The 23,218-nt window shown below is 71.3% G+C and carries 15 protein-coding genes and 2 tRNA genes; 5 read left to right on the top strand and 12 right to left on the bottom strand.

Translation table 11 applies throughout. The features are described 5' to 3' along the window. Nucleotides 1–36 precede the first annotated feature (36 nt). From MANAM107_RS11600 to MANAM107_RS11575, 6 genes are all read right to left on the bottom strand, one after another. Complete coding sequence (locus tag MANAM107_RS11600; protein WP_223908651.1) at nt 37–639, bottom strand: HIT family protein; 603 nt, start codon at nt 637–639, stop codon at nt 37–39. Between the two features lie 10 nt (nt 640–649). Beyond that, a complete protein-coding gene (gene thrS / locus MANAM107_RS11595) occupies nt 650–2,674 on the bottom strand; it encodes a threonine--tRNA ligase (RefSeq protein WP_223908648.1) in 2,025 nt (674 codons plus the stop codon). A 108-nt stretch (nt 2,675–2,782) separates the two neighbouring features. Then, nucleotides 2,783–3,937, bottom strand: coding sequence for a lipid II:glycine glycyltransferase FemX (locus MANAM107_RS11590; RefSeq protein WP_223908641.1), 1,155 nt, complete (start codon nt 3,935–3,937; stop codon nt 2,783–2,785). Nucleotides 3,938–3,948: 11 nt separating this feature from the next. Continuing rightward, complete coding sequence (locus MANAM107_RS11585) at nt 3,949–5,205, bottom strand: carboxylate--amine ligase (RefSeq protein WP_223908638.1); 1,257 nt, start codon at nt 5,203–5,205, stop codon at nt 3,949–3,951. A gap of 309 nt (nt 5,206–5,514) precedes the next feature. Next, nucleotides 5,515–5,589: transfer RNA gene (locus MANAM107_RS11580), tRNA-Val, on the bottom strand. Nucleotide 5,590: 1 nt separating this feature from the next. Beyond that, nucleotides 5,591–5,663, bottom strand: a tRNA-Gly gene (locus MANAM107_RS11575). A 234-nt stretch (nt 5,664–5,897) separates the two neighbouring features. Here MANAM107_RS11575 and glgX point away from each other — a divergent pair. The 3 genes from glgX to treZ are packed head-to-tail and all read left to right on the top strand — an operon-like array spanning nt 5,898 to nt 12,634. Continuing rightward, complete coding sequence (glgX, locus tag MANAM107_RS11570; RefSeq protein WP_223908636.1) at nt 5,898–8,117, top strand: glycogen debranching protein GlgX; 2,220 nt, start codon at nt 5,898–5,900, stop codon at nt 8,115–8,117. 60 nt (nt 8,118–8,177) lie between these two features. Beyond that, the gene (treY, locus tag MANAM107_RS11565) at nt 8,178–10,856 is read left to right on the top strand and encodes a malto-oligosyltrehalose synthase (protein ID WP_223908620.1); all 2,679 of its coding nucleotides are present in this window, start codon (nt 8,178–8,180) and stop codon (nt 10,854–10,856) included. Beyond that, nucleotides 10,853–12,634, top strand: coding sequence for a malto-oligosyltrehalose trehalohydrolase (treZ, locus tag MANAM107_RS11560; protein WP_223908617.1), 1,782 nt, complete (start codon nt 10,853–10,855; stop codon nt 12,632–12,634). Before treY ends, treZ begins: the two co-directional genes overlap by 4 nt. 12 nt (nt 12,635–12,646) lie before the next feature. On the opposite strand, the gene MANAM107_RS11555 is transcribed toward treZ, so the two are convergent. Further along, nucleotides 12,647–13,795 (bottom strand): lipid II:glycine glycyltransferase FemX, encoded by a 1,149-nt coding sequence (locus MANAM107_RS11555; protein WP_223908609.1) that lies wholly within the window; start codon nt 13,793–13,795, stop codon nt 12,647–12,649. 28 nt (nt 13,796–13,823) lie between these two features. Beyond that, nucleotides 13,824–15,116 carry a carboxylate--amine ligase gene (locus MANAM107_RS11550; protein ID WP_223908606.1) on the bottom strand — a complete coding sequence of 431 codons (1,293 nt, stop codon included), beginning with the start codon at nt 15,114–15,116 and terminating at the stop codon, nt 13,824–13,826. Between the two features lie 396 nt (nt 15,117–15,512). On the opposite strand from MANAM107_RS11550, the gene MANAM107_RS11545 reads away from it, so the two are divergent. Both MANAM107_RS11545 and MANAM107_RS11540 read left to right on the top strand, forming a co-directional pair. Further along, nucleotides 15,513–16,109 carry a DUF3000 domain-containing protein gene (locus tag MANAM107_RS11545; RefSeq protein ID WP_223908603.1) on the top strand — a complete coding sequence of 199 codons (597 nt, stop codon included), beginning with the start codon at nt 15,513–15,515 and terminating at the stop codon, nt 16,107–16,109. After that, nucleotides 16,106–17,389 carry an HRDC domain-containing protein gene (locus tag MANAM107_RS11540; RefSeq protein ID WP_223908599.1) on the top strand — a complete coding sequence of 428 codons (1,284 nt, stop codon included), beginning with the start codon at nt 16,106–16,108 and terminating at the stop codon, nt 17,387–17,389. The genes MANAM107_RS11545 and MANAM107_RS11540 overlap by 4 nt, the downstream gene beginning before the upstream one ends. Nucleotides 17,390–17,413: 24 nt before the next feature. On the opposite strand, the gene pflA is transcribed toward MANAM107_RS11540, so the two are convergent. The 4 genes from pflA to dxs form a co-directional block, all read right to left on the bottom strand. Further along, complete coding sequence (pflA, locus tag MANAM107_RS11535; RefSeq protein ID WP_179899364.1) at nt 17,414–18,289, bottom strand: pyruvate formate-lyase-activating protein; 876 nt, start codon at nt 18,287–18,289, stop codon at nt 17,414–17,416. Nucleotides 18,290–18,315: 26 nt separating this feature from the next. Further along, complete coding sequence (gene grcA2, locus MANAM107_RS11530; RefSeq protein ID WP_179899365.1) at nt 18,316–18,561, bottom strand: autonomous glycyl radical cofactor GrcA2; 246 nt, start codon at nt 18,559–18,561, stop codon at nt 18,316–18,318. A gap of 62 nt (nt 18,562–18,623) precedes the next feature. Further along, nucleotides 18,624–20,738, bottom strand: a complete 2,115-nt coding sequence (locus MANAM107_RS11525; RefSeq protein WP_223908597.1) for a pyruvate formate lyase family protein — start codon at nt 20,736–20,738, stop codon at nt 18,624–18,626. 480 nt (nt 20,739–21,218) lie between these two features. Continuing rightward, the gene (gene dxs / locus MANAM107_RS11520; protein ID WP_263421900.1) at nt 21,219–23,156 is read right to left on the bottom strand and encodes a 1-deoxy-D-xylulose-5-phosphate synthase; all 1,938 of its coding nucleotides are present in this window, start codon (nt 23,154–23,156) and stop codon (nt 21,219–21,221) included. Nucleotides 23,157–23,218 lie beyond the last annotated feature (62 nt).

Raw genomic sequence — 23,218 nt, 5'->3', positions numbered from 1 at the left:
TCAGTGATGGCGTCGATGGCCGCGGGGCCGGGCGGCTCACGCCTCGTCCCGGCAGCCGGTGGGGGCCGCCTCCCAGGCGGCGGCCAGCATGTCGCGCTGCTCGCCCAGGAGCTGGGGCACAGGCTTGGTCCGGCCGATGATGGGCATGAAGTTAGCATCCCCCATCCACCTGGGAACGATGTGCTGGTGGAGGTGGGCGGCGATGCCGGCGCCACCGACCTCCCCCTGGTTCATCCCCAGGTTGAAGCCGTGGGGGTGGGCCACATGGCGCACGACCTCCATGGCGCGGGCGGTCAGCTCCCCGATCTCGATGCGCTCCTGGGCGGTGGCCCGGGTCCAGTCCGAGACGTGCCGGTAGGGGCACACCAGGAGGTGCCCGGTGTTGTAGGGGTAGAGGTTCATCAGCACGTAGCAGGCCCGGCCCCGGTGGACGACGAGCGCCTCCTCGTCCCCGCGCCCCGGGAGCCGGCAGAAGGGGCACTGGGAGACCGAGTCATCGGTGGGCTTGTCCTGGCCGCCGATGTAGGCCATGCGGTGGGGGGTCCACAGGCGCTGGAAGGGCGAGGGCGCCCCCTCGTGGTAGAAGGGCTCCTCCGCCGGGGGGCCGGGCCGCCCCGCCGCCTCAGTCCCCTGGCCCATGGCCCGCTCCTCACTCACGGCTGAGCCTCTCCCCCTCCGGGTCGTTGATGCGCTCGGAGATGACGGTGGTGATGTGGGCGATGGCCTGGTCCACGGGCACGCCATTGACCTGCTCGCCGCCGCGCAGGCGGAAGGAGACGGCGCCGGCCTCGGCGTCCTGCCCACCGGCGATGAGGGTGAAGGGGACCTTGTCCTTGGCGGCGTTGCGGATCTTCTTGCCGAAGCGGTCGTCGGAGTGGTCGACCTCCACGCGCACGCCCTGGGCGCGCAGCCTCGCGGCGACGTCGTCGACGTAGTCGTCGAAGGCCTGCGCCACGGGGATGAGCCGGACCTGCTCTGGGGCCAGCCAGGCGGGGAAGGCCCCCGCGTAGTGCTCGGTGAGCACCCCGATGAAGCGCTCCAGGGCCCCGAACTTGGCGGAGTGGATCATCACCGGCTCGCGGTGGGAGCCGTCGGGGGCGGTGTACTCCAGGCCGAAGCGGTGGGGCTGGTTGAAGTCGTACTGGATGGTGGACATCTGCCAGGTGCGGCCGATGGCGTCCTTGGCCTGCACCGAGATCTTGGGGCCGTAGAAGGCGGCGCCGCCGGGGTCGGGCACCACGGTCAGCCCGTTCTCAGCGGCGCATTCGGCGGCGATCCGCTCCAGGATGGCGGTGGCCTCGGCCCACTGCTGGTCCGAGCCGATGAACTTCTCGCGCTTGGCCCCGTCCTCGTCGCGGGTGGAGACCTCCAGGTAGAAGTCGTCCATGCCGAAGTCCGCCAGGAGGGTGAGCACGAAGCGCAGCAGGTGGCGCACCTCGTCGGGCGCCTGCTCGGGCATGCAGTAGGAGTGGGAGTCGTCCTGGGTGATGGAGCGCACGCGGGTCAGGCCCTGGAGCACCCCGGACTTCTCGTTGCGGTAGACGGTGCCGAACTCGAAGAAGCGCAGCGGCAGCTCGCGGTAGGAGCGCCCGCGGCTGGCGAAGATGAGGTTGTGCATGGGGCAGTTCATGGCCTTGAGGTAGTAGGCCTGGCCCTCGTCGTCCATGGGCGGGAACATGCCGTCGGCGTAGTAGGGCAGGTGCCCGGAGATGTGGAAGAGCTCCTCCTTGGAGATGTGGGGGGTGCCCACGTACTGGAAGCCGGAGGCGATGTGGGCGGCGCGCACGTAGTCCTCCATGACGCGCTTGAGGACCCCGCCCTTGGGGTGGAAGACGGGCAGGCCCGCGCCCAGCTCCTCGGGGAAGGAGAACAGGTCGAGCTCGGCGCCCAGCCTGCGGTGGTCACGCCGGGCGGCCTCGGCCATGCGGGCCTGGTAGGCCTTGAGGTCGTCCTTGGAGGCCCAGGCGGTGCCGTAGATGCGCTGGAGGGAGTCCCCGGACTGGTCTCCCTTCCAGTAGGCCGAGGAGGACTTGGTCAGGGCGAAGCCCTGCCCGATGTGGCGGGTGGAGGGCAGGTGGGGGCCGCGGCACAGGTCGGTCCAGGCCACGGTTCCGTCGCGCCGGACGTTGTCGTACATGGTCAGGCCCCCGGAGCCGACCTCCACCGAGGCGCCCTCGGCGCCGGTCCCCTTGGTGGTGATGAGCTCGAGCTTGTAGGGCTGGTCGGCCAGCTCGCCGGCGGCCTCGGCCTCGCTGATCTCGCGGCGGCGGAAGCGCTGGCCCTCCTTGATGATGCGCTTCATGCGCTTCTCGATCTCGCGCATGAGCTCGGGTGTCACGGCGTCGATGCCCCCGAAGTCGTAGTAGAAGCCGTCGGTGATGAAGGGGCCGATGCCCAGGTCGACCTCGGGGAAGATCTCCTGGACGGCCTGGGCCATGACGTGGGTGGCGCTGTGGCGCAGGATGCCCAGCCCGTCCTCGGAGTCCAGGGTGATGGGCTCGACGACGGCGCCGGCGGGGATCTGGCGATCCAGGTCCCAGGGCTCGCCGTTGACGCGCATGGCCACCACGCCGTCCTTGAGCGAGGACTCGAACAGCTCGGTGCCCGTGGTGCCCGCCCCGATGCTCCGCTCGACGCCGTCAACGGTGATCTGGGAGGTGGGCTGCGATGACATGGACATGGTCTCCTTGGGCGGTCGTGCTGTTCGGGCGCTGCACTGGTGCACCCGGTGGCGGTGAGTCTACTGGCCTCGGCTGGCCTGGGCGTCCTGCGGGGGCCCGGCTCAGTCGACGGCCTCCTGGTGGCGCGAGCGCAGGGCGTCGCGCAGGCGCTTGGCCCTGACCATGAGGCGGTAGGCCATCGTGGAGACGGGCACGTCCCAGGCGCCGTCGACCTCGGTGACGTGCTGGGCGTAGCGCTTCTTGTACTGGCCCACCGTGTACAGGGAGGGCACGCGGGTCGAGCCGGCCCCCATGAGGTCCAGGCCGCGGTAGCCCTCCTGGGCCAGGGTGCAGGCGGCCCACCAGTCCAGGGCCTCGGCGCCCCGGAAGGTGCGCGACTCGTTGGAGGAGGCCCCGTAGTAGGCCACCGCGTCCTTGCCGGAGGTCAGGATGAGGTCCCAGGCGTGGGGCCGGCCGTCCTTGCGCAGGACGAAGAGCCGGGCGTGCTCGGCGCCCAGGGTGGTCAGCATCGTCCAGTAGACCTCGGAGTCGTGCGGGGTGAAGCCGTCGCGCTCGGCGGTCTCGCGCAGGACCTCGTAGACCTCCTCGAAGTCCTGGCGGCTCAGGCCGGTCTCGTCGCTGATGGTGCAGCCGGCCTCCCGGGCGACCCTCTCGGCGCGCTTGACGGCGCGGCGCCCGTCCTTGGGCATGGCGGCGGCCATGGCCTCGGGCTTCTTGGGGGTCAGGTCGATGACGAAGGTGCGGTCGTAGGTGATGGTGGAGATGAGCTCGTGCAGGTCCTTGGCACCGTAGCGGGCGTGCATGCGGATGAAGCGGATGGAGCGGTCGCGGCGCCTGACCTCGGTGCGCAGCAGCTCGCGCAGGTGGGCCTCGCGCTGGGGGGACTGCTCCTTGAGCCAGACCGGCCCGTGCTTGGCCCACAGGAAGGCCTGGCCTGCCAGCTCGTAGCGGTACAGCGCGATGGCGGCCACGGGCTTGCCCGCGTCCTCGTAGAGGTAGCGGCCCCACAGGGGGCGGCCCATGGCCTCCTCGAAGCGCTCCCAGCAGTCGGTCTGCTCCACGGCGGCGGGCGTGTTGCCCACGGCCAGGCGCATCCCGCGCGCATCGGTGGGGCGCAGGGTCTCGCTGAATCCCGGCGTGCTCAGGGCCCCGGAGGGGCGGGGTGCGGGCTGCGCCGCAGTGGCAGCCGCAGTGGCAGTGGCGGCGGGCCGGGGTGCGGCGGTACCGGTGGAGGGCTGAGGCGTGGTGAGTGACATCACAGGACCTGTCAGTCGGTGGGGGTGGAGGAGTGGGAGGAGGGCTCGGAGTAGAACCGGGCGAACTTGCGGTACTGGTTGAGTCGCTGGAGCTCGATGGTCACCCGTCGTCGCAAGGAGCGCTCCGAGGGATCGCGCAGCGGGTCGGCGGCGGTCGATGCCAGGGCGCGGGCGCGGTGGCGCAGGCCCGGATCCCTGAGGTAGCGGTACAGCAGGCGCAGGGGCACCAGGGAGTAGAGCACCTGGCGGGTGACCTCGGTGCGCGGGCCCCGCTGGTCGGCCACGAGGTCCTCGAGCATGATGGTCATGGGGTTGGCCCCCGCGGCGGTCAGGTAGAAGGAGTTGCGGCCGATGCGCGGGTTGACCTCGAGGAACAGCTCGCGCCCGTCGCGGGGGTCGACCTTGATGTCGAGGTTGGCGAAGCCCCGGTAGCCGGCGTGGGCCAGCAGGCGCTCGGTGGCCCGCCACAGGCTGGGGAAGGGCTCGGTAATCATGGCCACCGGATTGCCGATGAGCCAGGGGGCGTGGTCCTGGAGGAGGACTCGGGCGGAGGCCACCAGCCGCATGGCCCCGGTGGAGTCCATGTAGACGGTCACCGAGCGCATGGCCGTGTCGTCCCCGGGGATGTGCTCCTGGAGCAGGAAGGGCGAGCGGTAGCCGGCCCGCTGGAGGGCCTGCCACATGCCGGCGAGCTCCTCGGCGTCGTCGATGAACCAGATCTTGCGCTTGCCGGGGAAGGAGACCCGGTCGTAGTCCGAGCCGATGGCGGCCTTGGCCACCAGGGGGAAGGCCAGCCCGTGCTCGGCGGACCGGGTGGGGGGCTGGCACTGCGGGTCGGCCAGGTCGACGACGACCTCGCGGGGGGTGCCGACCTCCACCTGGGCGCACAGGCGGGAGAAGGAGGCCTTGTCGCTCACGCGCTCCAGAACCTCGATGTCGGGGAAGGGCAGGACGTAGGTCGGCTCGAGCTCGTCGCGTCGCGAGGCGATGAGGGCCGCCGCGGCGTCGGTGTTGGCCATGAGCACGGCACTGCGCTCGCCCCGGCCGGCCACGAGCCTGCGCAGCAGGGCGATGGTCTCATCGTCACCGGCGCCCGCGGGCAGGGCGAGAACGTCGATATAGCTGGAGCGGGAGATGGCGACGATCGGCTCGGAGGCCACCAGGGACACCCGCGCTCCGGTGGCCTCGTGGAGCTGGCGGGCCAGCGCGTAGGCGCCGATATCCCCTCCGAGCACCACTGGGAGCAGGTGCGTGAAGCGTGCTGCCATTCCTGTCTGTTCTCCATCCTGCCGGTCTGCGGCGCCGTTGTGCGGCGGCGCGCGCGATCGCCCTGCCCGCGGACGCAGGCGTTCTACCCATAACCCTAGGGCACGAGCAGTTGTCCGCCTCTCCTCCGCCAGGGGGAACTAGGACACAGCGCCCTCCTCCTCCCGCAGGCCGGCAGGGCTTCAGCGCCGCAGACTCGGCGGTCACGGCACAAGAGCCCAGCCCACGTCCAGCACGGACCCGGCACAGAAAAGCCCGGGACTGCGAGTCCCGGGCCTCATCCCCATGTGCTGGCGCCGCCGGTGCGGGCCTGGTGGGCGATACTGGGATCGAACCAGTGACCTCTTCCGTGTCAGGGAAGCGCGCTCCCGCTGCGCCAATCGCCCGAGCGGATGACGGGACTCGAACCCGCGACCCTCACCTTGGCAAGGTGATGCTCTACCAACTGAGCCACATCCGCGTGGCACCCTCATCAGGTGCGGGAAGAAAGTTAGCAGAGGGCCGGCGCGCGGGCAAAGCCAACACCCCCACCTCCTTCATGACGTGGGTCACTGCCGTCGACGGCGATAGGCGCCACCCGGCGGCCCCACCACCTGCGCGCCGCCCCCGGGAGGGGCTCTGGGCGAACAGATTGCGCGCCTCAGCGCCCACCCACTGCACTGCTCCAACAGCCCGGACGTGGCAAGGTTGTGCCATGGCAACACTTCAGACTCCACAGATCTGGCCGGGCCAGCCCTACCCCTTGGGCGCGACCTACGACGGGGCGGGCACCAACTTCTCCCTGTTCTCCGCCGCGGCCACCGGAGTGGAGCTGTGCCTCTTCGACGACCAGGGCGCCGAGCACCGCATCCCGCTGACCGAGGTCGACGGCGATGTCTGGCACACCTACCTGCCCGGGATCGCGCCGGGGCAGAAGTACGGCTACCGGGTCCACGGCCCCTACGACCCGGCCAGCGGGCACCGCTGCGACCCCTCCAAGCTGCTCCTGGACCCCTACGCCAAGGCGATGTCGGGAGAGGTCGTGCCCTCCCAGAGCCTGTACTCCTACCAGTTCCTCAGCCCCCAGGAGCGCAACGAGGAGGACTCCGCGGGGCACACGATGCGCTCGGTGGTCATCAACCCCTTCTTCGACTGGGGGCATGACCGTCCGCCGGGCTACGAGTACCACGAGACGATCATCTACGAGGCCCACGTCAAGGGCCTGACCCGGCTCCACCCCAAGGTTCCCGAGCAGCTGCGCGGGACCTATGCGGGCCTGGCCCAGCCCGCGGTCATCGAGCACCTCAAGACCCTGGGCATCACCGCCATCGAGCTCATGCCCGTCCACCAGTTCGTCAACGACTCCCACCTCCAGGAGAAGGGGCTGTCGAACTACTGGGGCTACAACACCATCGGGTTCTTCGCCCCGCACAACGCCTACGCGGCCCACGGCACCGACGGCCAGCAGGTCCAGGAGTTCAAGTCGATGGTCAAGACCCTCCACGAGGCCGGCATCGAGGTCATCCTGGACGTGGTCTACAACCACACCGCCGAGGGCAACCATATGGGACCCACCCTGTCCTTCCGGGGCATCGACAACGCCTCCTACTACCGGCTGGTCGACGGCGACCAGGCCCACTACTTCGACACCACCGGCACCGGCAACTCCCTGCTCATGCGCTCCCCGGCCGTGCTGCAGATGATCATGGACTCCCTGCGCTACTGGGTCACCGAGATGCATGTGGACGGCTTCCGCTTCGACCTGGCCTCCACCCTGGCCCGCCAGTTCCATGAGGTGGACAAGCTCAGCGCCTTCTTCGACATCATCCACCAGGATCCGGTGCTCTCCCAGGTCAAGCTCATCGCCGAGCCCTGGGACGTGGGCGATGGCGGCTACAACGTGGGCGGCTTCCCGGCGCTGTGGAGCGAGTGGAACGGCAAGTACCGAGACACCGTGCGCGACTTCTGGCGCGGGGAGCCCTCGACCCTGGGCGAGTTCGCCTCCCGGATCACCGGCTCCTCCGACCTCTACCAGCACTCGGGGCGCACCCCGGTGGCCTCGGTCAACTTCGTCACCGCCCATGACGGCTTCACCATGCGGGACCTGGTGTCCTACAACACCAAGCACAATGAAGCCAACAAGGAGGGCGGGGCCGACGGCGACTCCAACAACCGCTCCTGGAACTGCGGGGTGGAGGGCCCCACGGACGACCCGGCCGTCACCACTCTGCGCGCGCGCCAGATCCGCAACTTCCTGGCCACCATCCTGTTCAGCCAGGGCGTGCCCATGCTCTGCCACGGCGATGAGATGGGCCGCACCCAGGAGGGCAACAACAACGTCTACTGCCAGGACAACGAGCTGTCCTGGGTGCACTGGGACCTCAACGAGCAGCAGCAGGAGCTGCTGGACTTCACCCGCACCATGGTATGGATGCGCCGGGACCACCCGGTGCTGCGCCGTCGCCGCTTCTTCTCCGGCGATGCCGGGCACGGGGGCGAGAGCGAGCTGGGGGAGATCGAATGGCTCACCCCCTCGGGCCAGTCCATGACCGAGCAGGACTGGGGCACCTGGTACGCCCGCTCCATGATGGTCTTCCTCAACGGCGAGGCCATCGCCGAGCCCGACGCGCGCGGCCAGCGCATCGTGGACAGCTCCTTCCTGGTGCTCATCAACGCCTCCGCGGAGGACATCGAGTTCACCCTGCCCACCCGGGGCTACTCCCCCGCCTGGGAGGTCGCCCTGGATACCGCCCCCGAGGTCGACGGCGACTCCGACCCGCTGCTCGGGGCCGGGGAGAGCGTCACGGTCGAGGCCCGCTCGATGCTCTTCCTCATCAGCGCCCCGGAATCGAGAGTCCCGGAGCAGGTGCCCGCCGGCCCGGCGCAGACGGGCACGAGCCCCGTGCCGGTGGCCCCTCGGGGCGCGGGCGCCTGAGCGCCGGGCACTGCGCCACCACCCACCGACCCGACCGAGCCGAGACCGACGGAGCTGGACATGGACAACACGAAGCACGCGCAGACCGCGGCCCCGGGGCGTGAGACCGCCGAGACCGGTGCCGGGGTGAGCCCCGGCGGGCAGGCCGCCGGCTACGCGCCCTGGTCGGGGCACGTGCCCCAGGAGGGGCGCCGCACCCCGGTGACCACCTACCGCCTCCAGCTGGGCGAGCAGATGACCTTCGCCGACGCCCAGGCGCTCATCCCCTACCTGTCCGCCCTGGGGGTCACGGACCTGTACCTCTCCCCCGTCCTGACCGCCGCGCCGGGCTCGACCCACGGCTACGACGTCGTGGACCACCGGCGCATCAGCGAGGTCATGGGCGGGCGCCGGGGCCTGGAGGCGCTGGCCCGCAGCGCCCACGAGGCGGGCATGGGCGTGGTGGTGGATATCGTCCCCAACCATATGGCGGTGCCCACCCCCGCCTGGCACAACCTGCCCCTGTGGTCGGTGCTGCGCGAGGGCGCCCAGTCGCCCTTCGCCGCCTGGTTCGACGTCTCGGTCGATGAGCCCATCCTCATGCCGGTGCTGGGGGCGCGCATCGGCCAGGTCCTGGCCGATGAGGAGCTGGTCCTGGAGCAGACGGTGGTCCCGGGCCAGGAGGAGGAGGGCGAGCAGTGGGTGCTGCGCTACTACGACCAGGCCTTCCCGGTGGCCGAGGGCACCGAGCAGCTGCCCATGCACGTGCTGGTCCAGCGCCAGCACTACCGCCTGGCCTACTGGAAGGTGGGCGACGAGGAGATCAACTACCGCCGCTTCTTCGACGTCGGCACCCTGGCGGCCATCCGGGTGGAGGACCCGGAGGTCTTCGCCGGCTCCCACGCCCTGCTCCTGGAGCTCATGGACCAGGGGGTCATCGACGCCCTGCGGGTGGACCACCCCGATGGCCTGGCCGATCCCGGCGGCTACCTCGACCAGCTCTTCACGGCCACCGGGGGCGCGTGGATCGCCGCGGAGAAGATCCTGGCGCCCGCCGAGTCCCTGCCCCCCGCCTGGAATGTGGCGGGAACCACAGGCTATGACGCCGCCTGGCGCATCGACCAGCTCCAGGTCGACGGCTCGGGCGCCGGGCACCTGGGCGCCCTCATGCAGGAGCTCACCGGTGAGGCGCCGACCTCCTACGAGCATGTGGTGGAGAGCGCCAAGCGCGAGATCATCACCGGCTCCCTGGCCTCCGAGGTCGACCGCCTGGCCCGCATCCTGTCCTCCCTGACCTCACAGGACGTGCGGTTGCGCGACCACACCTTCCGCGACCTGCGCGACTGCGTCATCGAGCTGCTGGTGGCCGCCGACCAGTACCGCGCCTACGTGGTGCCCGGGACGGCACCGAGCCCCGAGACGGCCGCGATCCTGCACAACGACGCCGAGCGGGCCCGCGCCCGCCTGGAGGCCGACCAGGGCCAGACCCTGGACCTGGTGGTGGCCATCCTGCTGGGCGAGCCCGTGGGCTCCGAGGGCCTGTCCGACTCCCCCGAGCGCGCCGAGGCGGTCATCCGCTTCCAGCAGGTGTGCGGGGCGGTGACGGCCAAGGGCGTGGAGGACACCGCCTTCTACCGCTGGACCCACCTGACCAGCCTCACCGAGGTCGGGGGGAACCCGGCGGGCTTCGACATGAGCGCGGATGAGGCCCATGCCTGGGCCAGCCGCACCCAGGAGGTCTGGCCCAGCACCATGGTGGCCTCCACCACGCATGACACCAAGCGCGGGGAGGATGTGCGGGCCCGCCTGGATGTGCTGGCCTCCTACTCCCAGGAGTGGGTGGACCTGGTCCACCGCCTGCGCGCCGCCACGGCCCAGGCCCGCCCGGTGGACCTGGATGGGCGCAGCGAGAACCTGCTGTGGCAGACCCTGTGGGGCACCTGGGCACCGGACTCCGCTGACCCCATGGATGTCGAGCGCCTGAGCGCCTACCTCATCAAGGCCTCGCGCGAGCAGAAGACCTGGACGAGCTGGACCGCCCCGGATGAGGCCAGGGAGAGGGCCCTGACCGACTACGCCGCCCACCTGCTCACCGATGAGGATGTGGCCCGGGAGATGGGGGCCTTCGCGGCACTGACCGCCCGCGCGGTGCGCTCGACCATCCTGGCCAGCAAGGCGGTGGGACTGACCTGGCTGGGGGTGGCCGATGTCTACCAGGGCAGTGAGACCACCCGCACCTCCCTGGTGGACCCCGATAACCGCCGCCCGGTGGACTACACCGGAGCCTCTGGCCTCGTCCCCACGCTGGAGCGGCTCGACGCCGGGCAGAGCCCCCGGAGCCTGGATGAGGACAAGCTCTTCCTCGTCTCGCGCCTGGCGCGCCTGCGGGCCGCCCGCCCCGACACCTTCGTCGGGCCGCGCTCGGGCTACCGGGCCATCCCGGTGACCACCTCCCTGGCCTTCGCCTACGCCCGCCTGCTCGACGGGCAGCCCGATGTCGTGGTCATCGCCAGGCGCCTGCACCGGCGCCTGGAGCAGTTGGGCGGATGGCGCCAGGAGACCGTCGTCCTGCCCGAGGGCGCCTGGCAGGACGTGCTCTCCGGCGCCTGCTGCCAGGGCGGATCCCAGCAGCTGTCCGAGGTCATCGGCGATGAGCCGGTGGCCGTGCTGGCCCGCATCGACCAGTACGAGGACCCCGGCGCCCCCGCAGCGCAGCGCACGGCCGGGCAGGACGCGGATGCGGCTGGAGGCCGATCATGAGCGCCCGCCTCTCCCCGGCACCCGCCCCGGGCCCCCGCGTACCGGTGTGGGCGCCCACGGCCTCACGGGTCGAGCTGCACCTGCCGGCCACCGGTGAGCTGGTGGCCATGGAGCGGGGCGAGGGCGGCTGGTGGTCCTCCCCGGTGGAGGTCGGCGACGGCGTCGACTACGCCTTCCGGGTGGACGGCTCCCCCGACCGCCCCGATCCGCGCAGTGCGAGCCAGCCCCACGGCGTGCACGGCCCCTCGCGCCGGGTGGATACCGCCGCCTGGGATGAGACGCTGTGGAGCGACGCCGCCTGGCCGGGGCGCGAGGCGCTGGGCAGCGTCTTCTACGAGTTGCACGTGGGCACCTTCACCCCCGCCGGCACGCTGGAGGCCGCCGCCGAGCATCTGGACCACCTGGCGGCCCTGGGGGTGGACATGATCGAGCTTATGCCGCTGGCGCCCTTCCCCGGCCGGGCCGGCTGGGGCTATGACGGGGTGAGCCTGTGGGCGGTGCACGAGGGCTACGGCGGGCCGCGGGCCCTGGCGGCCTTCGTCAACGCCGCCCACCGGGCCGGGATCGGGGTGTGCCTCGACGTGGTCTACAACCACCTGGGGCCCTCGGGCAACTACCTCAGCGTCTTCGGCCCCTACTTCACCGGAGCTCACCACACGCCCTGGGGCGAGGCGGTCAACTTCGACCAGGCGGGCTCGACCCAGGTGCGGGCCTATGTCATCGATGCCGCCCTGCGCTGGCTGAAGGACTTCCACCTCGACGCCCTGCGCCTGGACGCCATCCACGCCATCATCGACGACTCCGAGCGCCACGTGCTCGCCGAGCTCTCCGACGCGGTGGCCGAGCTCTCCGAGAGGCTCGGGCGGCCACTGGGCCTGGTGGCCGAGTCCGACCTCAACGACGTCGCCGTCATCTCCCCCACCGCGACGCGCTCGACCACCAGCGTGCCGGCCCTGGGCATGAGCGCCCAGTGGGCCGACGACGTCCACCACGCCCTGCATGCGCGCCTGACCGGGGAGTCGCAGGGCTACTACGCCGACTTCGCCGAGCCCGGCGCCTGGCTCAAGGCCTACCGCCGGGCCTTCCTGCACGACGGCGGCTGGTCGAGCTTCCGGGAGCGGTCCTGGGGGGCGCCGGTGCCCGAGGGGACCGACCCACGACGCTTCGTCGTCTTCGCCTCCAATCACGACCAGGTGGGCAACCGGGCGGCGGGCGACCGCCCCTCCCAGGGCCTGGACGACGCCGTGCTGGCGGCGCAGGCGGCCCTGGTGCTGCTCAGCCCCTACACCCCCATGATCTTCATGGGCGAGGAGTGGGGGACGCGCACCCCCTTCCAGTTCTTCACCGACCACGACGACCCGGCCCTGGCCGAGGCGGTCAGCGCCGGGCGCATCCAGGAGTTCGCGGACTTCGGGTGGCGGGCCGAGCAGATCCCCGACCCTCAGGATCCGGCGACGGTGGAGGCCTCCCGCCTGGACTGGCAGGAGCCCGCCCGGCCGGAGCATGCGCGCCTGCTGGAGTGGTACCGCCGCCTCATCGCCCTGCGCCGCCGCCTGGAGTGGTCCCAGCGCCGGGCCTGGCCCCGGGTCGAGGAGGCCGAGGGGCTCATCACCGTGGCCTACGAGGACCTCGTGGTGGCCGTCAACCTCTCCGGCTCCCCGCGCGCCCTGCCCGGCGGCCTCCAGCCGCTGCTGTCCTGGGAGCCGGGGCTCCTGGGTCCTGAGGAGCTGGGGCCCGGGGCCAGCCTCATCGCCCGCCCCGGGCCCTCATCATCCTGAGACCCGGGGGCCTCACGCCGAGATCCTCTCACCGCCCTTGTCCTCGGCGGACTCGCCCTTGCCGGTGATCCTGTCCGCCTGGGCCCCCAGTCCCCGCTTGAGGCCCCATTTGAGGCCCATGGCCTTGACCAGACCGGTGTAGAGCAGGGGGCGCACGGGCACATCCCAGGCCCCGGGGACATCGACCGGCCCCTGGGGCGCGAACTTGCTCTTGAACTCCCGGACCCCGGCCAGTTCGGGGACGCGCTTGGAGTCCACGCCCATGAGGTCGTAGTGGCGCACGCCCTCGGCGCGCAGCCGGCAGGCCTCCTGGTACAGCAGGGCGTCGGTGGCCCGCATCCGGCGTCCCTGCGCCGAGGAGCCGGCGTAGTAGCGCACGGCCTGCTCGCCGTAGACCGTCACCAGGGACCAGGCCAGCGCCTCCTCGCCGCGGCGCCGCGCCACGAAGAGACGGGCGTGCCTGGGGCCCAGGGCGCGCAGCATGGTGCGGTAGGTCCTCTCGGGCGCGGCCCTGAAGCCGTCGCGCTCACCGGTCTCGGTGAGGATCTCGTAGAGCTCGCCGAAGACGTCCTCGGCCTGGAGGGTCTCGTCGTGGAAGCTCAACTCCTCGTTGCGCAGCGCCTTGCGCACATCGCGCCGGCCACGGGATTTGAAGGAGGCCAGGAGGGCCTCGTCATCGTCATGGTTGAGATCGATGATGACGGTGCGGTCGTAGGTCATCGTCTGGAGCAACTCGTGGCAGTCCGGCCCCGGCGTGGCGGCGTGCAGGCGCAGGAAGACCACCCGCGGGTCGCGCCGCCGCACCCCGCGGGTCAGCAGCTCGCGCAGCTCCTGCTCCTCACCTGCGGTGGGCTCGGCCCCCAGCCACACCGGGCCGTGGCGGGCCCACAGGTAGGGAAAGCCCCGCACACTCATGCGCGCCAGGGACACCAGCGCCCGATCACGACCCTGGCGGTCGCGGTAGACCACTCTGCCCCAGGGCTCGCGGCCCTGGGCGGTGATGTCGAAGGAGTCCCACACCGAGGTCTGCTCGATCGGCAGGCTGGCATGGGCGCGGGCGGCGATGGCTCGGAAGGTCTCCCAGTCCACCTCGCGTATGCGCGCGCGCTCGCTGCCGGGGGGTCGGGTACTGGTCATGGTGGGCCTCTCGTCGCTGGTCATCAGTGGGTGGTGTCGGCGGTCGGAAGGATCAGAAGGAGGAGTCGGTGGGGCGGGGGTAGTAGCGGGCGAACTTGCGGTACTGGTTGAGCTCCTGCGCGGCCACCACCAGGGCGCGCCGCGGCGAGCGGTCCTGGCGGTAGCGCAGGGGGTTGGCGGTGCGGCCCTGACCGATGAGCTCGCCGACCCGCCGGCTCAGGGCCGGGTCGAGGAGGTAGCGGCGCAGCAGCCGGTGGGGCACGAGGCTGTAGAGGACCTCCTCCTCCAGGCTCTCCGGGGCCGGCTCACGGCCCAGGACCAGGTCGCGCACCGCCGGGATGATCGGGTTGCGCCCGGCTGCGGCCATGTAGTAGCAGTTCCGGCCGATGCGGGGGTTGATCTCCAGGAACAGGGCCCGCCCGGTGCGCGGGTCGACCTTGATGTCGCAGTTGGCGAAGCCGGTGTAGCCCAGGTGGGTCAGGAGGCGGATGGCCGGCTCCATGAGCTCGGCGAAGGGCTCGGTGATCATGGCCACCGGGTTGCCCAGCATGGTGGGGGCGTGGTCCTCCAGGAGCACGCGGGCCGAGCCGGTCAGGGCGGCGCGGCCCCGCGAGTCGAGGTAGAGGGTCAGGGAGCGCATGGCGGTGTCATCGCCCTCGATGAGCTCCTGGGCCAGGAACCGGCCCCGGAAGCCAGCCTGGCGCAGCTGCTCCCACAGGGCCGAGGCCTCGGCGGGGTCCTGCAGGACGAAGACCTTCTTCTTGCCCGGCATGCGCAGGTCGTTGTACTGGGCGGAGGAGGCGGGCTTGGCGATGAGCGGATAGCCCAGGTGGTCCACCTCGGCGGGCCGCCAGTCGGGGTCCTGGGCGGCGGCGAAGTCCTGGATCACGGTCTCAGGGGTGTGGACGCCCAGCCGGTGGCACAGGTCGGCGAAGACGGCCTTGTCGCAGACCGCGGCGGTGGCCCGGGGGCCGGGCACCGGGAGGGCGAAATGCTCCTCCAGGGCATCGCGGTGGTCGTTGATGAGGCGGATGTGCCAGTCGGTGTTGGCCATGAGGATGCGGCGGGCCCCGGGGGTGCGCCTGGCCTCCTCCAGGGCGGCCGCCACATAGTCCTGGGGCTCGCTGCGCTCCCCCAGGGCCACGGTGCGCACGATGCTGGAGCGGGTGAGGACCTCGGTGGGGTGCGGGGCGATGCACACCGGGCGCACGCGGTAGGCCTCGTGGAAGCAGCGGGCCAGGGCGTACACGCCGATGTCCCCGCCCAGGAGGACCGGGACCAGACCGGGCGCACGCCCCTCCTCCGGGCGAGCGCGGCCCTGCTGTGCGCGGGTGGATGTCTCCACACCAACCTCCTGGCTGAGTCTGCGGCTGACTGGGCGGGCGAGTGCCGGGTCACTGCCGGGCACCGCCCGGATGACGCCGATATCCCCTCCGGCGCCGCCCAGGAACCACTGCGCTCCGCCTGTGCTGTGCAGGAGCGGAGCACGTGCTGGCCATGGAAGGCGACCGGGTTGATCACGATAACGCAACGCATCACCCCCCTTGGGGTCATCACGCCGCACGGGGCGCACGGGGTTCGCGGTGAGCGTTCACAGGCGGATTCACAGGGGTGCTCGCGGGCGCGCCCCCTTAGCGGGCCGCTGCCGCCGGGTGGCGCCGGCGGCGGATTGCCGATTGCAATCATCCGTGCGCGGCGTGGCACCGCTGGGCCCAGGCGGCGCCCCGCTAGCGTTCATGCCGTGACAGGCAGTCGTAGGCCGCAAGATGACGAGGCACAGGAGAGTCCCGAGCGCTTCAAGGAGGCGCTGCTCTCTGTGCGCACCACGCCCCGCCCGCGCAGTCTCCTGCTGGAGGAGGTCCCCGGCCCTGCGCGCATGGCACCCTACACCGCTGCGCTGACAGCGGAGACTGTCCGGCATGCGGGCGGCACCCCGGTGGGCTCCGGGCGCCTCGTCATCCTCCACGACCCATCCGGGCAGGAGGCCTGGAACTCCGACTTCCGCATGGTAGCCATGGTGCGCTCCCAGCTCGACGACGAGATCCAGGACGATCCCGCCCTGGGGCCGGCGGCCTGGTCCTGGCTCACCGATTGCCTCGACGACGCCGGTGCCGGCTACCATGACCTGGTGGGCACGGTCACTCGAGTGCTGTCGGAGACCTTTGGCGGACTGCAGATCAGCGACGCCTGCGGTCATGCTGAGATCAGGGCGTCCTGGTCCCCCACCACGGCCGATCTCGGCCCTCACCTGACCGCCTGGTACGAGCTGGTCCTCATGGCCTCGGGCCATGAGCCGGCGCCGGTGCGCCCCTTCAGCCTGGCCGGGGTCCGCAGGTGAGCCACCGCGGCGCCGTGCCCGCCGATACGCCGGGTACGACGGACCACCCTGTTCCCGCCGACCAGGTCGTCGATTACACCGTCCCGCGCGAGGGGCTGCCCGAGGTCACCGATACCCCCCAGGCCCTGGCCGCGGCAGTCGCGGCGCTCTCGCGGGGGTCGGGCCCGGTGGCCGTTGATGCGGAGCGCGCCTCGGGCTTCCGCTACGGCCAGGACGCCTACCTCGTCCAGCTGCGTCGCCAGGGCGCGGGGACCCTCCTGATCGACCCGGTGGGCACCGGGGACCTCAGTGGGCTGGGGCTCGCTCTGCGCGAGCCGGAGTGGATCCTGCATGCCGCCGACCAGGACCTGGCCTGCCTCAAGGACCTGGGCCTGCACCCGACCCGCCTGTTCGACACCGAGTTGGCGGCCCGCCTGCTGGGCCGGGCCCATGTGGGCCTGGGCGCGGTTGTCGAGGAGACGCTGGGGCTGCGTCTGGCCAAGGACCATGCGGCCGCCGACTGGTCGACCCGCCCGCTGCCGCGCTCGTGGCTCATCTACGCCGCCCTGGACGTCGAGCTCCTCATCGAGCTGCGGGCGGCGCTGGCCCAGGAGCTGGAGGACGCCGGTAAGGCGCCGTGGGCGGCCCAGGAGTTCGAGTACGTACGCACCCGCCCGCCACGGCCGGCCAAGATCGACCCGTGGCGCAAGACCCCGCGGGCGGGCCGGGCGGTGCGCTCCCCCAGGTCCCTGGCGATCCTGCGCGAGTTGTGGACGGCCCGTGAGCAGCTGGCCGCCGAGCTGGACCGCACCCCCTCCAAGGTGCTGCCCCATCAGGCGCTGGTGGCTGCGGCGGTGGCCCGTCCCACCTCCCGGCGCAAGATGAATGCCCTCAAGGAGTTCTCCTCCCGTCAGGCCCGCCAGCACCAGGAGTTGTGGTGGCGCGCCATTGAGCGGGCCATCCAGATGCCCGATGAGGATCTTCCCCCGGCGCGTGCGCCCCAGGGACCACAGTCCCTGCCGCAGCCGCGCTCCTGGCAGCGCCACCACGCCGAGGCGGCCTCGGCCCTGGAGCTGGTGCGCAGCGCGGTGCGTGAGCGCGCCGAGGCCATCCGGGTGCCCCAGGAGCTCCTCCTGGCCCCGGAGGCCCAGCGCCGCCTGGCATGGGACCTGGGCGTGAATGGGGCCGCGGGCGCGGTGCCGGTCAGTGCTGCCGCCATCGGAGAGCGCCTGGAGGCGCTGGGGGCCCGGCCCTGGCAGGTTCAGCAGGTGGCGCCCCGGATTGCTGAGCGCCTGGCCTGAGCCCGTACCGCCGCGGCGCCCGGCTCAGTGCACGGTGAAGCCGTGGGAGCGGAGGATGGCGCGCGTGGACTCCACGAGCTCGGGCTCGGGGGGCCGGGTCTCGCGCAGGGTGTAGGTCAGCCCCAGGCTGTCCCACTTGTCGGTGCCCATCTGGTGGAAGGGCAGGACCTCGACGCGCGAGACGGTGTCCCAGCGCTCGATGATGCGGGCGACCCTCTCGACATTGCCGGGGTCGTCGGTCAGGCCCGGGACCAGGACGAAGCGGGCCCAGATCTCGATGCCCCTGGCGGCCAGGCGGTCGCCGAAGGCGATCGTGGGGGCCAGGGACCGCCCGGTCACCCGCTTGTAGGTCTCCTCGTCCCCGCTCTTGACATCCAGAAGCACCAGGTCGATGTTGTCCAGCATCTCGTCGCTGGCGTTGGCCCCCAGGAAGCCGGAGGTGTCGATGCAGGTGTGGATGCCCATCGCCTTGGCCCCCGACAGGAGCCGGCCGGCGAAGGCCGGCTGCATGAGGACCTCTCCCCCCGACAGGGTGATGCCGCCCTTGGAGGCGCGGAAGACGCCCCTGTAGCGGCGCATGCGGCGCAGCAGCTCGGCGGCCTCCACCGGCTCGCCGTCCTTCATGAGGAAGGTGTCGGGATTGTGGCAGTACTGGCAGCGCAGAGGGCAGCCGTTGAGGAAGACGGTCATCCGGGTGCCCGGGCCGTCAACGGCGGTGACCAGCTCCCAGGAGTGGATCGAGCCGAGCTCGCCACTGCGCATCCGCTCCAGGCGCTCGGAGCGCTCGAGGTCGGTGAGCTCCTCGAGCCCTCCGATGCCCGCGCCGCGCAGGCGGGCGGCCGGAGCCAGGAAGTCCTGGTCCCGGCCGCCCGCCTGCGCGGCCGTCGTCGTCTCAGACATGGGCGACCGCTGCTGATACTCCGGGCTCAGGCCTGGGAGTGGAAGGTGCGGTCGAGGACGTCGAGCTGCTGCTCCCGGGTGAGCTTGACGAAGTTGACGGCGTAGCCCGAGACGCGCACCGTGAGGTTGGGGTACTTCTCGGGGTTCTCCATCGCGTCCTCGAGGGTGTTGCGGTCCAGGACGTTGATGTTGGCGTGGTAGAGGCCCTTGACGCCGCCGTTGTTCTGGCGCTGCGCCTTCATGGAGGCGAGGCGCTCTTCGTATGTGGCCATGATCGGCCCCTTTCGTGAGATGGGTTCTATCGGTGTCGTGTTGGGTCAGCCGCCCGGGCGGCTCAGATGTCGGCGCAGTCCTCGGGGACGAATCCGGCGTCGAGGATGCCCACGAGGTTGGCCACCCGCTCCTCCTCGGTGCGGCCCAGCCCCTGGGGGGTGATGGTGTTGGTCAGCGAGATGCCGTCCAGCGCGTCGTTGTAGTCCAGCTTGCCCACCGAGAGCATGGAGGCGACCATGCCGTGGGTGTCCATGCCGTTCTCGGGGTTGGCGCCCGGGGAGAAGGGCGTGCCCTTGCGGTGGCCCGAGGGGAAGTTGCCGGTGGCCTTGCCGTAGACGACGTTGGAGGTGATGGTCAGCACCGACTGGGTGGGGATGGCGTCCCGGTAGAAGGGCTGGGCCTTGATCTTGGACATGATCGTGTGCACCACGGTGGCGGCGATGTCATCGGCGCGGTCATCGTCGTTGCCGTAGATGGGGAACTCGCCCTCGGTGACGTAGTCCACCACCAGGCCGGTCTCGTCGCGCACGGGCGTGACCTTGGCGTACTTGATGGCGCTCAGGGAGTCGGCCACGATCGAGAGCCCCGCGATGCCGCAGCCCATGGTGCGGATGATCTCGGAGTCGTGCAGGGCCATCTCGATGGACTCGTAGGCGTAGCGGTCGTGGCAGTAGTGGATGATGTTGAGGGCCTCGACGTAGGTGGCCACCACCCAGTCGAGCATCTTCTCGTACTTGTCCCAGACCTCGTCGAAGTCCAGCGGGGCGTCGCCCTCGATGCCGGGCAGCCCGGTGACGACCTGCTTGCCGGTCATCTCGTCGCGCCCGCCGTTGATGGCGTAGAGCAGCGCCTTGGCGGAGTTGACGCGGGCGCCGAAGAACTGCATCTGCTTGCCCACCTTCATGGGGGACACGCAGCAGGCGATCGCGGCGTCGTCGCCCCAGTGCTCGCGGATCTGCTCATCGGCCTCGTACTGGATGGAGGAGGTGGTGATGGAGATCAGGGCGCAGAACTCCTTGTAGCCCTGCGGGAGCCGCTCGTCCCAGAAGATGGTGATGTTGGGCTCCGGGGCGGGGCCCAGGTTGCGCAGGGTCTGCAGCAGGCGGAAGGAGGTCTTGGTGACCTGCGAGCGGCCGTCCTCGGAGAATCCCGCATCGGACCAGGTGGCCCAGTAGGGGTCTCCGGAGAAGATCTGGTCGTAGTCGATGGTGCGCAGGAAGCGGGTGATGCGCAGCTTGATGACCATGTGGTCGATGAGCTCCTGGGCGCGCGTCTCATCAATGAGGCCGGCCGCCAGGTCCCGCTCGAAGTAGATGTCCAGGAAGGCCGACAGGCGCCCAATGCTCATGGCGGCGCCGTCCTGGGACTTCACCGAGGCCAGGTAGGCGAAGTAGGTCCACTGGACGGCCTCGTGGGCAGTGCGGGCGGGACCGGAGATGTCGTAGCCGTAGGAGGCGGCCATGACCTTGAGCTTCTTGAGCGCCTTGATCTGCTCGGAGTGCTCCTCGCGGTAGCGGGCCCAGTGCTCGGAGAAGGGCTTGTCGGCCACCTCGTCCTTGGCGATCTGCTTGAGCTCGATGAGCCTGTCCACGCCGTAGAGGGCCACCCGGCGGTAGTCCCCGATGATGCGGCCGCGGCCGTAGGCGTCGGGCAGGCCGGTGATGATGTGGGAGGAGCGGGCCGCACGGATGCGCGGGGTGTAGATGTCGAAGACGGCGTCGTTGTGGGTCTTGCGGTACTGGGTGAAGATCTTCTTGACCTCGGGGTCGACCTCCTTGCCGGCCTCCTTGATGGCGGTCTCCACCATGCGCCAGCCGCCGTTGGGCATCATGGCGCGCTTGAGCGGCGCATCGGTCTGCAGTCCCACGATGACATCGTCGTCCTGGCTGATGTAACCGGGCTTGAAGGCGTCGATATCGGCCGGGGTGTGGGTGTCGACATCGAGGATGCGAACCTTGCGCTCCTCGGCCAGGTAGTCCTTCTCCAGGGTGTCCCACAGCCGCAGGGTCTTGTCCGTGGCCCCGGCGAGGAAGGAGGCATCGCCGTCGTAGGGGCGGTAGTTGCGCTGAATGAAGTCGCGGACGTCGGTGCCCTGCGCCCAGGGACCGGTGACGAAGCCCTCCCAGGCATCTTCTCTGCTGGTGGTCGTGGCAGTTGCAGTGACCTCGGTGGTCATCCTTGGCCCTCCTAGCGTCGGCGGCCCCACGCCGCCCGGTTGCGATCGCCCTTGTGAGGCGAGGCGGCGCCCTGACACGCCGTCGAGACCAGCCTATGCCCAGTGCCCCGGCGTATGGGCCAGGGGTCCCGGACATGCCGGTGTCGTCACTCACAAGGGGCCCACCCATCCACAGCATTGGGGACGTTGGTCCCGACACGTGATCTCCGGTGAGACCCGTGGAAAACTGCTCCTGCCCAGATGGGGCCGACTTGCTCGGGGTGCGCCGGGCCGATCCGGCCATGGGACGGCCGTCCCACCCGGCCGGGCCTGTCGCCGGGATGCGACAGGTGCCGCCACCGCCCCCATCCCCGCCATCATGCCCAAAAGTCCCACTCCACCCCGCGGTGGATCCCGGCGGCGGATCCGATCGGATCCATAGGTGCGCACGACGCACGAGGCGCCGGCCCTGGCGCGGCGCCCGCAGCCGTTCCACCGCCTCTACTGCCGGCGGCGGGCGGCCTCCAGGGCGCTGCGGGCGGCGCGGACGATCCCCGGAGCATCCATGCCGAAGTCGGCCAGCAGCTGCTCGCGCGAGGCGGTCTCCAGGAAGGCCCGGGGCACCCCCAGGCGCCGCACCACCGGAACGGCCGTGGCGGCGGGGTGCTCCCCCTGCTCGTCCCGGGAGTCCTCCAGGGCGTCGCGCAGCTGGGAGCCGATCCCGCCGTCGACCAGGCCGTCCTCGATGACGACCACGGCGCCGGCCGCGGCGGCGGCCCGGGTGAGTGCTGCGGGGATGGGGATGACCCAGTGGGGGTGGAGGACCATGACGCCGGTGCCCTGGCGGCTCAGCTCCCCGGCGGCCTCCAGGGCCGCCCCGGTCATGGGGCCGACGGCGACGATGACCAGCTCCGCCGTCCCCTGCGGCTCCTCCCACAGGACGTCGACGCGCTCGAAGGGGTCGGGGTCGCCCGCGGGGCCCTCCGCGGCCGGCAGGACCCTCAGGGCCTCCACCGGCTCGGGCAGCGCCCCCTTGGGGTAGCGCACCACCGTGGGGCGGTCCTCGACCCCCACGGCCACCTGGAGGGCCCGGCGCAGCGTGGCCTCGTCGCGGGGGGCGGCCAGGCGCAGGCCCGGCACATGGGCCAGGACCGCCATGTCCCACATGCCGTTGTGGCTGGCGCCGTCGGTGCCGGTCAGGCCCGCGCGGTCCAGGACGATCGTGACCCCGGCGCGGTGGAGGGCCACATCCATGAGCACCTGGTCGAAGGCCCGGTTGAGGAAGGTGGCGTAGAGGGCGACCACCGGGTGCAGGCCCGCGAAGGCCATGCCGGCCGAGGCGGTCAGGGCGTGCTGCTCGGCGATGCCCACATCCACGACCCGCTCGGGCATGGCCTCGGCCAGGGGCTGGAGGCCCACGGGGGCCTGCATGGCGGCGGTGATGGCCACGATGCGCTCATCGGCGCGGGCCAGGGAGACGATCTCCTCGGCGAAGACCGAGGTCCACCCGAAGCGCTCGGCGACCACCGGCAGGCCGGTCTCGGGGTGGATGCGGCCCACGGCGTGGAAGCGGTCGCCGTTGTGCTCCTCGGCGGGCGTGTAGCCGCGGCCCTTGGCGGTGATGACGTGGACGATGACCGGCTGGGAGTACTCCCGGGCCCGGGTCAGGGCGAATTCCAGGGCGGTGATGTCGTGCCCGTCGACCGGGCCGGTGTACTTGATGCCCAGGTCCTCGAAGAAGGCCGAGGGCACCAGGACGTCCTTGAGCCCCCGCTTGAGCCCGTGCAGGGCGTCGAAGGCGGCGCGGCCGGGGGCGCCCTGGGCCAGGAGGGTGCGCTTGACCCCGGAGAGCATCCGCTCATAGCCGGGGTTGGTGCGCAGGGCGTCGAGGTGGTGGGCCAGTCCCCCGATGGTGGGGGCGTAGGAGCGCCCGTTGTCGTTGACCACGATGACCAGGCGCTTGTCCTCGCTCACGGCGATGTTGTCCAGGGCCTCCCAGGCCATGCCCCCGGTCATGGCGCCGTCGCCGATGACGGCCACCACGTGGCGGTCGCCGTGGCCCAGCAGGGCATTGGCCCGGGCGATGCCATCGGCCCAGGACAGGGCCGTGGAGGCGTGGGAGTTCTCCACCACGTCGTGCACGGACTCGCTGCGGGCGGGGTAGCCCGACAGCCCGCCGCGCTCGCGCAGGCGGCTGAAGTCCTGGCGGCCGGTGAGCATCTTGTGGACGTAGGCCTGGTGCCCGGTGTCGAAGACGATGGTGTCGCGCGGGGACTCGAAGGTCCGGTGCAGGGCGAGGGTGAGCTCGACCACGCCGAGGTTGGGGCCCAGGTGGCCGCCGGTGCGCGACACGCAGTGGACGAGGTAGTGGCGGATCTGCTCCGCCAGGGCCACCAGCTCCTCGCTGGTCAGTCGCTTGAGGTCCGCCGGGCTGCGCACTGAGCCCAGGAGGTCTGATGAGGATGCAGGGCGGCGTCCGGCGCGCCGGCCGGGGTGTGGGG

Origin of the sequence: Actinomyces capricornis (genome assembly GCF_019974135.1) — a bacterium.
In the GTDB taxonomy this organism is placed as follows: domain Bacteria; phylum Actinomycetota; class Actinomycetes; order Actinomycetales; family Actinomycetaceae; genus Actinomyces; species Actinomyces capricornis.
This window is presented reverse-complemented; position numbering and strand designations above follow the sequence as displayed.

Bases quoted from the DNA above. Each gene is read 5' to 3' on its own strand.
- grcA2 (WP_179899365.1), bottom strand. From the start codon at position 18,561: ATGGCCACATACGAAGAGCGCCTCGCCTCCATGAAGGCGCAGCGCCAG.
- MANAM107_RS11590 (WP_223908641.1), bottom strand. From the start codon at position 3,937: ATGTCACTCACCACGCCTCAGCCCTCCACCGGTACCGCCGCACCCCGG.
- MANAM107_RS11555 (WP_223908609.1), bottom strand. From the start codon at position 13,795: ATGACCAGCGACGAGAGGCCCACCATGACCAGTACCCGACCCCCCGGC.
- MANAM107_RS11600 (WP_223908651.1), bottom strand. From the start codon at position 639: ATGGGCCAGGGGACTGAGGCGGCGGGGCGGCCCGGCCCCCCGGCGGAG.
- pflA (WP_179899364.1), bottom strand. From the start codon at position 18,289: ATGTCTGAGACGACGACGGCCGCGCAGGCGGGCGGCCGGGACCAGGAC.
- treY (WP_223908620.1), top strand. From the start codon at position 8,178: ATGGACAACACGAAGCACGCGCAGACCGCGGCCCCGGGGCGTGAGACC.
- thrS (WP_223908648.1), bottom strand. From the start codon at position 2,674: ATGTCATCGCAGCCCACCTCCCAGATCACCGTTGACGGCGTCGAGCGG.
- MANAM107_RS11585 (WP_223908638.1), bottom strand. From the start codon at position 5,205: ATGGCAGCACGCTTCACGCACCTGCTCCCAGTGGTGCTCGGAGGGGAT.
- glgX (WP_223908636.1), top strand. From the start codon at position 5,898: ATGGCAACACTTCAGACTCCACAGATCTGGCCGGGCCAGCCCTACCCC.
- treZ (WP_223908617.1), top strand. From the start codon at position 10,853: ATGAGCGCCCGCCTCTCCCCGGCACCCGCCCCGGGCCCCCGCGTACCG.
- MANAM107_RS11525 (WP_223908597.1), bottom strand. From the start codon at position 20,738: ATGACCACCGAGGTCACTGCAACTGCCACGACCACCAGCAGAGAAGAT.